Origin of the sequence: Streptomyces corallincola (genome assembly GCF_019104725.1) — a bacterium.
Classification (GTDB): domain Bacteria; phylum Actinomycetota; class Actinomycetes; order Streptomycetales; family Streptomycetaceae; genus Streptomyces; species Streptomyces corallincola.
Window position 1 is genome coordinate 51,762 of the sequence record NZ_JAHRXF010000033.1, and the last position, 12,566, is coordinate 64,327.

Below are 12,566 nucleotides of genomic sequence, written 5' to 3' on the forward strand. Positions count from 1 at the left end.
GTGGGACACGTGCGCGGGGGGGGCGGTCGGACACGAGGGAACGTACCGAAGGTAGCGGGCGCACAGGTGCGGAAAGACGTACCGCCCGCCACCCGTCCGGGCGGCCCGCCCCCTGCTCTCCCCGTCAAGCATGCCAGTCCACAAGGCCGTTCCGGCCCACCGAACGGAGGCGCACTCCCCGGCGCACGACGACAACGCCCCACCCCACATCACCCGCACGAGTGAGAGAACCCCGGCACAGTCACCCGCATCCGCACCCGCAAGCAGCGCTCACCGCCCCCACCCAGGGGCGCGGGGAACCGCGCGAGACGTGAAGCGCACCCGCACCCGGCGAACGGGCCTCAGCCACCGGTCTTCCAGGGGCGCGGGGAACTGCGCGACAGGCCGAAGCGGACCCGCACTCGAAAGGCGGCCTCACCTCACCGCAAGGGGGCCGCAGGCACCCGGCACCCCGGCGGCACCCGCCGCTCCCCCTCCCGCGCCCCGGGCACCCCGACCGCTACCCGTCCTCCCGTGCCGCCGCCAGCAGTTCCTCCGCGTGTGCCCGCGCCGTTTCGGAGTCCTCCTGGCCCGCCAGCATGCGGGACAGTTCGCGGACGCGTTCCTCGCCCTCCAGGACCTTCACGCCGGACCGGGTGACGGAGCCGTCGTTGGTCTTCTCTACGAGGAGCTGGCGGTCGGCGAAGGCGGCGACCTGCGGGAGGTGGGTGACGACGACGACCTGGGCGGTGCGGGCGAGCTTGGCGAGGCGGCGGCCGATCTCGACGGCCGCCTTGCCGCCGACGCCCGCGTCCACCTCGTCGAAGAGGTACGTCGGGACGGGGTCGGTGCCCGCGAAGACGACCTCCACGGCGAGCATCACCCGGGACAGCTCGCCGCCGGAGGCGCCCTTGGCGATGGGCCGGGGCGGCGCGCCGGGATGCGGGGCGAGCAGCAGCTCGACCTCGTCCGCGCCGGAGGGCCCGTAGGCGACCGTGCGCCCGCCGACCTCGACGCCCTCGGGGTCCTCGGTCTGCCGGATGTCGAAGGAGACCCGTGCGTGCGGCATGGCCAGCGAGGCCAGCTCGGCGGTGACGGCGGCGGCGAACCGTTCGGCGGCCTCGGCGCGGGCGTCGGTGAGGGCCTGCGCGAGCCCGCCCAGTTCGGCGCGGAGCGCGTCCCGCTCGGCGGTCAGCTCCCCGGTGCGCTCGTCGTCGCCGTCCAGCTCGGTGAGCCGGGCGGCGCTCGTCTCGGCCCAGGCGAGCACCCCGGCCACGTCGTCGCCGTACTTGCGGGTGAGCGCGGTCAGCGCGGCCCGGCGCTCCTCCACGGCGGCCAGCCGCAGCGGGTCGGCGTCGAGGTCGTCGGCGTACCCGGCGAGTTCCCCGGCGACGTCCCCGAGCAGGATGCCGATCTCCCCGATCCGGTCGGAGAGCGCGGCCAGCGCCTGGTCGTGCGAGCGGACCGACTCCAGCGCCCGGTGCGCGCCCGCGACCTGGGTGGCGGCGTCGATGCCCTCGGGGTCCTCGGGGTTACCGGCGAGGGCCGCGTGGGCGGCGACGGCGGAGGAGGACAGCGCCTCGGCGTGCCCGAGCCGCTCGGCCTCCTCGGCCAGCTCCATGTCCTCACCGGCGCGGGGTTCGACGGCGGAGATCTCGTCCAGGCCGTACCGCAGCAGGTCGGCCTCCTGGGCGCGCTCGCGGCCACGGGTGAGGATCTCGTCCAGCTCGTCGGAGACCGCGCGCAGCCTGCGGTAGGCGGAGGCGTACTTGTCGAGCGGCACGGCGACCGCGTCCCCGGCGTACCGGTCGAGCGCCTGCCGCTGCCGGGTCAGCTTGAGCAGGCCCTGCTGGTCGGTCTGGCCGTGCACGGCCACGAGGTCGTCGGCCAGCTCGGCGAGCAGCCCGACGGGCACGCTGCGTCCGCCGAGGTGGGCGCGGGAGCGGCCCTCGGCGGAAACGGTACGGCTGATCAGCAGGGCGCCGTCGTCCAGCTCGGCGCCCGCCTCCTCGGCGCGCAGCGCGGCGGCGGCCCCGGAGGGCACGGCGATGCGCCCCTCGACCACCGCCTTGCCCGCGCCGATCCGTACGAGGGCCGGGTCGGCCCGGCCGCCGAGCAGCAGCCCGAGGCTGGTGACCACCATCGTCTTGCCCGCGCCGGTCTCACCGGTGACCGCCGTGAACCCCGGCGCCAGTTCGACCACGGCGTCGTCGATGACCCCGAGCGACCGTATCCGCATCTCCTCCAACACGGAACAGACCATACGAGGTCCGGGCCGGGGAACGCACATGGCCCGCCCGTGTCACCCCGGCGGGTGGCGGTGGTACGGGCCCTGACGGCACCGGGGCGCCGGACTACCGGCCGACGCCCTGCGGGTCGCCGTGCGGGTCGCTCCGCGCGTCCCCGTGCGGGTCCTGGTGGGGTGCCCCGCGCCAGCCGTGCGTGGGCAGCGCGAACTTGGCGACCAGCCGGTCGGTGAACGACGAGTGGTGCAGCCGGGCGAGGCGGACCGGGACGGCACCGCGCCGGACCTCGACGCGCGCGCCGGGCGGGAGTTCGACGGTCCGCCGTCCGTCGCACCACAGCACGCCGGGCGGGATGTGCGGCAGCACCTCCACGGCGAGCACCGAGTCCGGTGAGGTGATCAGCGGCTTGGCGAACAGGGCGTGCGCGCTGATCGGCACCATGAGCAGCGCCTCCACCTCGGGCCACACCACCGGCCCGCCCGCGGAGAAGGCGTACGCGGTGGAGCCGGTCGGCGTGGACAGCACGATGCCGTCGCAGCCGAACGCGGTGACCGGCCGCCCGTCGATCTCCAGGACGACTTCGAGCATCTTCTCGGCGCCGTCCTTCTGCACGGCGGCCTCGTTCAGCGCCCAGTCGGTGTGCACGATGTCGCCGTTGCGGTGCACGACCACATCGACGGTCATCCGCTCCTCGACCTCGTACGACCGGGCCACCACCCGGTCCACCACCCGGTCCAGGTCGTCCCGCTCGGCCTCCGCGAGGAACCCGACCCGGCCGAGGTTGACGCCGAGCATCGGCACCCCGGAGGCGCGGGCGAACTCGGCGCCGCGCAGCAGCGTGCCGTCACCGCCGAGGACGATCAGCAGCTCGCAGCCGTCCAGGGAGTGCGGACCGGCCTCCTCGACCAGCTCGACCTCGTCCGGCACGGGCAGGTCGCAGGCCTCCGCCTCCAGCACCCGCACACCGATCCCGGAGCGCAGCAGGCCCTTGACGACCAGCTCGGCGCTGCGGATCGCCGCGTGCCGCCCGGTGTGGGCGAGCAGGAAGACCGTTCTCGCGCTCTTCCCGGTCCCTCCCGCGCTGTTCTCGGTCACCGCCGTCATTTCGGCCCCTCCGCCACTGCCCGGTCCGCGTCGGCCGGGTCCAGCTCGGGGGCGCCGGACCGCAGCCACAGGAAGAACTCCACGTTGCCGGAGGGCCCCGGCAGCGGGCTCGCGGTGACGGCCCGCGTCCCCAGCCCCAGCTCCCAGGCCCTCGCGGCCACCCCCCGCACGGCCTCCGCGCGCAGCTCCGGACTCCGTACGACCCCGCCGCTGCCCAGCCGTTCCCGGCCCACCTCGAACTGCGGCTTGACCATCATCACCAGATCGGCGTCCGGCTTCACGCACCGCTTCAGGGCGGGCAGCACCAGCCCGAGCGGGATGAAGGACAGATCGCCCACCACAAGATCCACAGCTTCTCCGTCGATCGCGTCCAGCGTCAACTCGCGTACGTTCGTACGGTCCTTGACGGTGACGCGTTCATCGTTCTGCAGGGACCAGGCGAGCTGGCCGTAGCCGACGTCCACGGCGACGACGTGCGCGGCCCCGGCGCGCAGCAGGACGTCGGTGAAGCCGCCGGTGGAGGCACCGGCGTCCAGCGCGCGGCGCCCCTCGACGACCAGTCCCCGCGGTACGAACGCGGCGAGCGCCCCGGCGAGCTTGTGCCCGCCCCGCGAGACGTAGTCGGGGTCGTTCTCGTCGGCGCGTACGACGATCGCGGCGGCGGTCTCGACCTGGGTGGCCGGTTTGGTCGCCACGGCCTTGCCGACGGTGACCCGGCCGGCGGCGATCAGCTGTCCGGCGTGCTCGCGCGAGCGCGCGAGCTTGCGCCGGACCAGCTCCGCGTCGAGACGGCGGCGTGCGACTCCTGCCACGTTCGGTTCAGCTCCTGTTCCCGTACGAAGTGGGGGGCGCCGGAGGTCCCGGCCGGGCGTCGAGCGCGGTGAGCGCGTCGCGCAGCCCCCGGTGTACATCCTCGTACACCTCGGCGTGTCCGTCGGTGGCGAGGTGGTCGGCGTCGGCCAGCCGCTCCAGGTGGGCGTCCACGCCGGGCTCGCCGGTGGGCGTGCGGGGCACCTGGAGCGGGGCCGGGGCGGCGGGGCCGTCCCCGGTCTCCCGGCGGGCGTCGGCGGCCTCGGGGGCGGGCGGCCCGGCGGGGGCTCCCACCGCCCGGACCTCGGGTTCTGGCACGGACTCGCTCATGCCCAGACGCTACCGCGAACGCCTCGGGTACCGTCGTGCCTCATGGCCACCGTCGCGGAGTGCCGTACGGCGCTGGAGAAACTGTCCGAGAACATGCGGGGCGCCGGGGGCGACGTACGCGCCGCCGCCGCGCTGGACCGCACCGTGAGCTGTCACCTCACCGACCTGGACACCACGTTCGCGGGGCGGCTCACCGGCGGCCGGATCGAGGTGGACGACACCCTGCCGGGCCCGCCGGGCGAGCGCGCGCAGATCCGCCTGGCCCTGACCGGCGACGACCTCGTGGCCCTGGTGTCCGGCGGGCTGGACTTCGCGGCCGCGTGGGCGTCGGGGCGGGTCCGGCTGGAGGCGAGCCTGCTGGACCTGTTCCGGCTGCGGAAACTGCTGTGAGTCACCTCGCGCGCATCCCGGCGGACCTGGCCCGACCGCTCAGGAGACGCCCGTACCCGACACCCCGGCCGCTCGCCCCCGCCCGGCCCGTGCCGCCCGTGAGGCGGGCACCACCAGCGGGGTCCCGGTCGCCGGGTCCTCGATGACCTGGCAGCGCAGCCCGAACACCTCCTCGACCAGCTCGGCGGTGACGATGTCCGCCGGGGCGCCCTCCGCGACCACCCGGCCGTCGCGCAGGGCGACGAGGTGGGTGGCGTACCGGGCCGCGTGGTTGAGGTCGTGCAGCACGGCGACCAGGGTGCGCCCGCCGGACTCGTGCAGCTCGGCACAGAGGTCGAGGACGTCGATCTGGTGCTGGATGTCCAGGTAGGTGGTCGGCTCGTCCAGAAGCAGCAGCGGGGTCTGCTGGGCGAGGGTCATGGCGATCCACACCCGCTGGCGCTGGCCGCCGGACAGCTCGTCCACGTACCGGTCCGCGAGGTCGGCGACACCGGTCCGGGTCATGGCCTCCCGGACGATCCGCTCGTCCTCGGCGGACCACTGGCGCAGCAGGCCCTGGTGCGGGTAGCGGCCCCGGCCGACGAGGTCGCCCACGGAGATCCCGTCGGGCGCGACCGACGACTGGGGCAGCAGGCCGAGGGTCCGCGCGACCTTCCTGGCGGGCAGGGAGTGGATCGCCTGCCCGTCCAGCAGCACCCGCCCGGTGCTCGGCCGCAGCATCCGCGCCAGCGCCCGCAGCAGCGTCGATTTGCCGCACGCGTTCGGACCGACGATCACCGTGAACGAGTGGTCGGGTATCTCCACCGACAACTCCTCCGCGATGACCCGCTGGTCGTAGGCGAGGGTGACGTGCTCGGCGGACAGACGGTTCACGGTGCTCCCTGGGATGTACGGCGTGCCCGGTGTGTTCATATGCGCCCCGCCCGGCGCTCGGTGACCAGCAGCCACAGCAGATACGCCCCGCCGAGCACACCGGTGACCACGCCCACCGGCAACTGGTCGGCACCGAAGGCCCGTTGCGAGGCCCAGTCGGCGGCGACCAGCAGCAGGGCGCCCATGCACAGCGAGGGCAGCAGATTGGGTCCGGGCGAGCGGGTCAGCCGCCGGGCGAGCTGCGGCGCGGTGAGCGCGACGAAGCTCACCGGTCCGGCGGCGGCGGTCGCGGCGGCCGTGAGCAGCACGGCGGCGGTCATCAGCACCAGCCGCGTCCGCTGCACCGGCACCCCGAGCGCGCTCGCCGCGTCGTCGCCCATCTCCATCATCCGCAGCGCCCGCGCGTGCCCGAGCACCACCGGTACGACGACCACGCACAGCCCCAGCAGCGGCCACACCTGGGTCCAGTCCCGCCCGTTGAGCGACCCCGTCATCCAGACCACCGCGCGGGCCGCGTCCACCAGGTCGGCCTTGGTGAGCAGATAGCCGTTGACGGCGGTGAGGATCGCGGAGATCCCGATGCCGACAAGGACCAGCCGGTAGCCGTGCACGCCCTGCCGCCAGGCCAGCAGATGAATCAGCGCCCCGGTGACCAGCCCTCCGGCCAGCGCGCCCGCGGTGACCTGGGCGGCGCTGCCCGACAGCAGGACGATCACCACGAGGGCGCCCGCCGCCGAACCCTGGGACAGCCCGAGCACGTCCGGGCTGCCCAGCGGATTGCGGGACACCGCCTGGAACAGCGCGCCGCCGAGCCCCAGCGCCGCCCCGACCAGCAGTCCGACCAGGACGCGGGGCAGCCGCAGTTCGTCCACGATGAAGTTCTGGTAGGCCGTGCCGTTCCCGGCGAGGGTGCGGAGCACGTCGGCGGGCGCGATCTTCGCGTCCCCGGTGCCGACCAGCAGCACCCCGGCGGCCAGCGCGGCGGCGGCCAGCAGGACGGCCACGGCCAGCGCGCGCACGTCCAGCCGCAGCGACAGCCCGCCGGGCATCCGCACGGCCCGGCTCTCGGTGGGAGTCTTCACAGCCGGGCCGTCCTCCGCCGTCGTACGAGATGGATGAAGACCGGGCCGCCGATGATCGCGGTCACGATCCCCACCTGGAGTTCCGAGGGGCGGGCGGCGACCCGGCCGACGATGTCCGCGCCGAGCAGCAGCACCGGCGACAGCACGGCCGCGTACGGCATGACCCGGCGCAGGTCGGGCCCGGTGAAGGAACGCACGGCGTACGGGACCATCAGCCCGACGAACACGATCGGACCGCAGGCCGCGGTGGCCGCCCCGGAGAGCACGGTGGCGGCCAGCATGGCGAGCGCGCGCGTGCGGTTGAGGTGGGCGCCGAGGGCCCGCGCGGTGTCGTCGCCGAGCGCCACCGCGTTCAGCGGCCGGGCCAGGCCCAGCGCGAGCAGGGTCCCGGCGGCCAGGAACGGCAGGACGCGCACGATGGTGCCGTCGCTCGCGGAGGCCAGCGAACCGACCGTCCAGAACCGCATCCTCCCGAGCGCCGCGTCGTCCATGATCATCACGGCCTGGATGTAGCCGTACAGCGCCGCGCTGATCGCCGTGCCCGCGAGCGCGAGCCGTACCGGCGTGGCGCCCCGGCTGCCGCCCAGGAACCAGACCAGCGCGCCCACCGCCGCCGCCCCGGCGAACGCGAACCACACATAGCCGGTGATGCTGGTGACGCCGAGGAAGGTGATGGCCGTGACGACGGCCGCCGATGCCCCCGCGTTGATGCCGAGCAGACCGGGATCCGCGAGGGGGTTCCGGGTGAGCGCCTGGAGCACCGTGCCGGACAGACCCAGCGCGGCCCCGGCCAGCAGCCCGAGGACCGTACGCGCCCGCCGCTCGCCCACCACCACGTCCCCGTAGGTCCCGGTGTCGTGGAAGAGGCCGTGCCAGACCTGGTCCGGCGACAGCCCCTTGGCACCGACCGCGATGCTCACCAGCGCCACGACCACCAGCACCGCGACCGAGAGCGGAAGCCCGAAGGCACGCACCGCCCTGCGGCCTCGGGACGCCGGGGCGGTCGCCGCGCGCCGATCCGGAGGACTCTCAACTAGCACGTAGGTGAGGCTAACCTACCTACCTGTTGCCCCGAGTCCCGACCCCGGACGAGCGGGAACCCGCCACCGGGCCCCGCCCCGGGGAAGCCCCTCACAGCCCCAGCCGCGCCAGCGCCTTCCCCCCGTCCAGCCCGCACGTCCCGTCCCCGGCCGCCGTCCAGGCCGCAGCGCACAGCGCCCGCAGCCCGTCGAGCGGCTCGCCGTCCCCGGCCAGCTCCAGCGCGTCCGCACCGGCACGCGCCCGCCAGCCCCCGCAGCGGAACCCGTCGCCGTCCCCGGTGACCTCCGGCTGCCCGGTCAGCAGGCCGCGCAGATCGGCGTCCACATAGGTCGGCCGGTGCCGCGGCGGGGCGGCGAGCAGCTGGGCGCCGTCGGTGACGCCGGTCAGCACCAGCAGCGAGTCCACCTCGCCGTTGAACGCGCCCTCGATGTCGGTGTCCAGCCGGTCCCCGACCACCAGGGGCCGCTCAGCACCGGTGCGCAGGATCGTCTCCCGGTGCATGGGAGGCAGCGGCTTCCCCGCCACCTGCGGCTCCGCGCCGGTGGCGATGCGTACGACCTCCACGGCCGCCCCGTTGCCGGGCGCGATGCCCCGCCCGCTCGGGATCGTCAGATCCGTGTTGGACGCGAACCACGGCACACCGCGCGCCACCGCGTACGACGCCTCCGCGAACCGCCCCCAGGACAGCTCGGGCCCGCCGAAGCCCTGCACCACGGCCGCCGGGTCGTCGTCCGCCGACTCCACCGGGGTCAGTCCGCGCTCGCGCAGCGCCACCCGCAGCCCCTCGCCGCCGACCACCAGCACCCGCGCGCCCTCCGGCACCTGCTCGCTGATCAGCCGCGCGACCGCCTGCGCCGAGGTGATCACGTCATCGGGCCCGGTCGGTATGCCCAGCTCGGTGAGATGCTGAGCGACCGTGTCCGGCGTCCGCAGCGCGTTGTTCGTGACGTAGGCGAGACGCATCCCGCCGCCCCGCGCCCGCTCCAGCGACCCGACGGCGTGCGCGATGGCGTTGCCACCCGCGTACACCACACCGTCCAGATCGAGCAGCGCCGTGTCGTACGCCTCGCTCAGCGGCTGCCCGCTGCCCTCGGGCCGCGTCCTGACGCCCTGGCTCATCTCGCATCGCTCCTCGCTCGAACGGCTTTGCTCGATCATCCCTCATGGCACCGACACACGTACGATGCCGGGATGAACACTGCAGGTCACTCGGGAGCAACGGCGCACCGGGGCCTGGAACTGACTCCGTTCCGCGGCCTCAGATACGACCCCGACCGGGTCGGCAGCCTGGCCTCCGTCACCTCCCCTCCCTACGACGTGGTGGTCCGCCCCGACGGCCTGCACCACCTCCAGTCGGCCGACCCCCACAACATCGTCCGGCTGATCCTCCCGCAGGCCGACTGCCCGGCCGCGCGCAACCAGCAGGCGGCCGACACGCTCCGCCTCTGGCGCGCCGAGGGCGTCCTGGTCCGCGACCCCGAACCCGCGCTCTACGTCTACGAGCAGCGGGACGACAAGACCGCGGACTGCATGGTCCAGCGCGGCGTCATCGGCAACCTGCGCGTGTCCGACCCGCACGAGGGCGTCGTCCTCCCCCACGAGGACGTCATGGCCCCGGTGATCGCGGACCGCGCGGCCCTGATGCGCGCCACCCGCGCCAACCTGGAACCCCTACTGCTGACCTACCACGGCAACGGGCTCGCCGCCGAGGTCGTCGAGCGCACCGCCGCCCGCCCGCCGCTGCTGGCCACCACCACCGAGGACGGGGTCCGGCACCGCCTGTGGGCGATCACCGACCCCGACGACGTGACCCGTGTCCAGACCGACCTGGGCGGGCATCAAGCACTCATCGCCGACGGCCACCACCGCTGGGCCACCTACCGGCAGCTCCGCGACGAACACCCCTCCCCCAGCCCCTGGGACCAGGGCCTGGTCCTGCTGGTGGACACCTCCCGCTATCCGCTGCGCGTCCGCGCCATCCACCGGCTCCTGCACGGCCTCCCGGTCCGCGACGCGCTGACCGCCCTGGAGGGCCTGTTCCGGGTACGGCACCTGGACCTGCCGCTCGCCAAGGCACAGCAGGCGCTCGCAGACGCGGCGGGCGACGGCAACGCCTTCCTGCTCGCCGGTGACGGCTCCTTCCACCTGGTGGACCGCCCGGACACCGACCTGCTGGCCCGTACGGTCCCGGTGGACCGCCCTGCCGCCTGGCGCTCCCTGGACGCCACGGTCCTGCACGCCACGCTGCTGGCCCACATCTGGCACGTCCCGGAGGACTCCGCCGACCGCATCGCGTACATCCACGACACGGCGGCGACGGTCGCCAAGGCGGAACGCGACGGCGGTACGGCGGTCCTGCTGCACCCCGTCCGCGAGGAGGTCGTCCGCGACCTGGCCCGCCAGGGCGTCACCATGCCCCGCAAGTCCACGTCGTTCGGCCCCAAGCCGGCGTCGGGGCTGGTGCTGCGCGCACTGGAGAACTGAGAGCGCCCGAGAGCGCCCGGAAACGCGAGAAGGGCGGGACCTCGGTGGTCCCGCCCTTCTTCACCGCGCCGAGCCGTACGGATGCTCAGCCGCCCGCGTCAGTCCTTGCGGCCGTCGCGCGCGTCGCGCTCGTCGTCGGCCCCGGTCTCAGCCTCGGCCTCGGCTTCTGCGGGGACGTCCTCGGCGTCGAGGTCGTCGTCCTCGTCCGCGATGTCCTCGTCCGCCTCGTCGGCGGCCTCGGTGTCGTCCTCGGCGTCCCGGACCTGGGTGTCCGGGGCCTCGGCGTCCTGCGGCTTGGCGGCGGCGCCGTCCTCCTCGTCCAGGGCGTCCACGAACTCGACGCCGTCCAGCTCCGCGAGCCGGTCGGAGGCGTCGGTGCTGCCGTCACGGTCGGCCTCGACGGCCTTGGCGAACCACTCGCGCGCCTCGGCCTTCCGCTCGGCGGCCAGCAGCGCATCGGCGTACGCGTACCGCAGTCGCGCGGTCCACGGCTGCACCGAGTTGGAGGCCAGCTCCGGGCTCTGGAGCGTCACGATGGCCGCGTCGAGCTGGTCCATGTCACGCCGGGCACCCGCCGCGACGAGCCGCATCTCGACCTGCGACGCCTTGTCCAGCTTCTGCACCTCGGGCGCACCGGCCATGTCCAGCGCCTTCTCCGGGCGGCCGAGCCCGCGCTCGCAGTCGGCCATCACCGGCCACAGCTCCACGGAACCGGTCATCCGCCGCGCGGCCCGGAACTCCGCCAGCGCCTCGCTGTACTTCTGGTTGGCGTACGCCGCGAAACCTGCGGCCTCCCGCACGGCGGCCACACGCGAGGCCAGCCGCAGCGCGACCCTGGAGTAGCCGTAGGCACCCTCGGGGTCCTCGTCGATCAGCCGGGCGACCATCACCAGGTTGCGGGCGACATCGTCGGCCAGGGTCTTCGGCAGGCTCAGCAGCTCCTGGCGTACGTCCTTGTCGATCTCCTCGCCGGTGACGTCCTCGGGGATCGGCAGCCGCTTGATCGGCTCCCGGTCCCGGTCCCGCTCGTCACGGAACCGGCCGCCACCCCCGCGCCGGTCGTCCCCGCCTCGGCGGTCGTCGCGCCGGTCGTCCCGCCCACGGAACCCACCGGGCCGCCCACCACGGTCGTCCCGCCGAGGCCCACGGTCCCGGTCATCACGCCGGAACCCGCCACGGTCACCGCCGTAGCCGCCACCACTGCGGTTGTCGTCACGCCGGTTGTCGTCACGACGGAAGCCACCACGGTCATCGCCACGCCGGTCGTCACGGCGGTCATCGCTACGGCGGTCGTCGCGGCGGAACCCGCCACGGTCGTCGTTACGACGGTCGCCGTAGCCACCACCACGGTTGTCATCGCGGCGGAAGCCGCCACGGTCGCCGCCGTAGTTGCTGCTGCCGCCACGGTTGTCGTCGCGCCGGTTGTCGTCACGGCGGTCGTCGCGGCGGAAGGCCGGGCGGTCGTCGCGTCGGAAGCCGCCGCCACTGCGCTCGCCACGGTCACGGTCGTCACGACGGGGACCACGGTCCCGGTCGTCCCGCTGCTGGAACGAGGGCCGCGAACCCCGGTCATCACGCCGGAACCCACCACGGTCACCGCCGTAGTTACTGCTGCCACCACGGTTGTCATCACGGCGGAAGCCACCACGGTCATCGCCACGGCGATCATCACGGCGGTCATCGGTACGACGGTCGTCCCGGCGGAACCCGCCGCGGTCGCCGTAGTTGCCGCCGCCGCTGCCGCTGCCGGCACGGTTGTCGTCGCGGCGGCCGTAACCGCCGCGATCGTCACGGCGGTTGTCGTCACGGCGGAAGCCACCACGGTCGCCGCTACGGTCTCCACCGCGGTAGCCGCCACGATCGCCGCGGTCACCACTGTCCCGTCGGCGCTGGTCGCGTTCCGGTCGGTCGTCGGGAGAGTTGGTGGGCATGGTGACTCCTGTCTTCGGTACTACTTCAAGCTTGGTAAATACGAAAGGACCCCTGGTCCCAGCGTGAACGCTGGGACCAGGGGTCCTTTCCAAAGATTGTTCGGCGGCGTCCTACTCTCCCACAGGGTCCCCCCTGCAGTACCATCGGCGCTGTAAGGCTTAGCTTCCGGGTTCGAAATGTAACCGGGCGTTTCCCTTACGCTATGACCACCGAAACCCTAATGGTTTCGAGCGAACAAGCACACTTTTTACTTGTATCAAGCTCAAACCGGCAACTGTTCGTTGCCTCAGAACTT

At 73.9% G+C, this 12,566-nt stretch carries 11 protein-coding genes, 1 rRNA gene and 1 pseudogene; 2 read left to right on the forward strand and 11 right to left on the reverse strand.

Translation table 11 applies throughout. The features are described from left to right. Positions 1–499 precede the first annotated feature (499 nt). From recN to KUM39_RS19880, 4 genes are all read right to left on the reverse strand, one after another. Complete coding sequence (gene recN / locus KUM39_RS19865; RefSeq protein WP_217787080.1) at positions 500–2,242, reverse strand: DNA repair protein RecN; 1,743 nt, start codon at positions 2,240–2,242, stop codon at positions 500–502. Between the two features lie 91 nt (positions 2,243–2,333). Further along, positions 2,334–3,329, reverse strand: coding sequence for an NAD kinase (locus tag KUM39_RS19870; RefSeq protein ID WP_246620430.1), 996 nt, complete (start codon positions 3,327–3,329; stop codon positions 2,334–2,336). Then, the gene (locus KUM39_RS19875; protein WP_217787081.1) at positions 3,326–4,141 is read right to left on the reverse strand and encodes a TlyA family RNA methyltransferase; all 816 of its coding nucleotides are present in this window, start codon (positions 4,139–4,141) and stop codon (positions 3,326–3,328) included. Before KUM39_RS19875 ends, KUM39_RS19870 begins: the two co-directional genes overlap by 4 nt. Positions 4,142–4,148: 7 nt before the next feature. Then, positions 4,149–4,469, reverse strand: coding sequence for a hypothetical protein (locus tag KUM39_RS19880; protein WP_217787082.1), 321 nt, complete (start codon positions 4,467–4,469; stop codon positions 4,149–4,151). 42 nt (positions 4,470–4,511) lie between these two features. Here KUM39_RS19880 and KUM39_RS19885 point away from each other — a divergent pair, with 42 nt between their 5' ends. Further along, a complete protein-coding gene (locus tag KUM39_RS19885) occupies positions 4,512–4,859 on the forward strand; it encodes an SCP2 sterol-binding domain-containing protein (protein WP_217787083.1) in 348 nt (115 codons plus the stop codon). 39 nt (positions 4,860–4,898) lie between these two features. Here the strand turns inward: KUM39_RS19885 and KUM39_RS19890 are convergent, their stop codons facing one another. The 4 genes from KUM39_RS19890 to KUM39_RS19905 form a co-directional block, all read right to left on the reverse strand. Beyond that, the gene (locus tag KUM39_RS19890; RefSeq protein WP_308288182.1) at positions 4,899–5,732 is read right to left on the reverse strand and encodes an ABC transporter ATP-binding protein; all 834 of its coding nucleotides are present in this window, start codon (positions 5,730–5,732) and stop codon (positions 4,899–4,901) included. A gap of 35 nt (positions 5,733–5,767) precedes the next feature. After that, on the reverse strand, positions 5,768–6,781 hold the full coding sequence (locus tag KUM39_RS19895) for a FecCD family ABC transporter permease (RefSeq protein ID WP_217787093.1): 1,014 nt from the start codon (positions 6,779–6,781) through the stop codon (positions 5,768–5,770). A 29-nt stretch (positions 6,782–6,810) separates the two neighbouring features. Then, the gene (locus tag KUM39_RS19900) at positions 6,811–7,854 is read right to left on the reverse strand and encodes a FecCD family ABC transporter permease (RefSeq protein ID WP_217787085.1); all 1,044 of its coding nucleotides are present in this window, start codon (positions 7,852–7,854) and stop codon (positions 6,811–6,813) included. Between the two features lie 91 nt (positions 7,855–7,945). Beyond that, positions 7,946–8,974, reverse strand: a complete 1,029-nt coding sequence (locus KUM39_RS19905; protein ID WP_217787086.1) for an HAD hydrolase-like protein — start codon at positions 8,972–8,974, stop codon at positions 7,946–7,948. 72 nt (positions 8,975–9,046) lie between these two features. On the opposite strand from KUM39_RS19905, the gene KUM39_RS19910 reads away from it, so the two are divergent. Continuing rightward, entirely contained in the window at positions 9,047–10,339 is a 1,293-nt protein-coding gene (locus KUM39_RS19910; RefSeq protein WP_217787087.1) for a DUF1015 domain-containing protein, read from the forward strand. A gap of 98 nt (positions 10,340–10,437) precedes the next feature. Here KUM39_RS19910 and KUM39_RS28275 read toward each other — a convergent pair whose 3' ends face one another. From KUM39_RS28275 to rrf, 3 genes and pseudogenes are all read right to left on the reverse strand, one after another. Then, positions 10,438–11,334: a hypothetical protein gene (locus KUM39_RS28275; RefSeq protein ID WP_246620444.1), complete on the reverse strand. Its 897-nt coding sequence runs from the start codon at positions 11,332–11,334 to the stop codon at positions 10,438–10,440. A 69-nt stretch (positions 11,335–11,403) separates the two neighbouring features. Continuing rightward, positions 11,404–12,270: pseudogene (locus KUM39_RS28280) on the reverse strand (hypothetical protein); the annotation flags it as partial. A gap of 98 nt (positions 12,271–12,368) precedes the next feature. After that, positions 12,369–12,485, reverse strand: a 5S ribosomal RNA gene (gene rrf, locus KUM39_RS19920). Positions 12,486–12,566 lie beyond the last annotated feature (81 nt).

Bases quoted from the DNA above. Each gene is read 5' to 3' on its own strand.
- KUM39_RS19910 (WP_217787087.1), top strand. From the start codon at position 9,047: ATGAACACTGCAGGTCACTCGGGAGCAACGGCGCACCGGGGCCTGGAA.
- KUM39_RS19880 (WP_217787082.1), bottom strand. From the start codon at position 4,469: ATGAGCGAGTCCGTGCCAGAACCCGAGGTCCGGGCGGTGGGAGCCCCC.
- recN (WP_217787080.1), bottom strand. From the start codon at position 2,242: ATGGTCTGTTCCGTGTTGGAGGAGATGCGGATACGGTCGCTCGGGGTC.
- KUM39_RS19905 (WP_217787086.1), bottom strand. From the start codon at position 8,974: ATGAGCCAGGGCGTCAGGACGCGGCCCGAGGGCAGCGGGCAGCCGCTG.
- KUM39_RS19870 (WP_246620430.1), bottom strand. From the start codon at position 3,329: ATGACGGCGGTGACCGAGAACAGCGCGGGAGGGACCGGGAAGAGCGCG.
- KUM39_RS19885 (WP_217787083.1), top strand. From the start codon at position 4,512: ATGGCCACCGTCGCGGAGTGCCGTACGGCGCTGGAGAAACTGTCCGAG.
- KUM39_RS19895 (WP_217787093.1), bottom strand. From the start codon at position 6,781: ATGCCCGGCGGGCTGTCGCTGCGGCTGGACGTGCGCGCGCTGGCCGTG.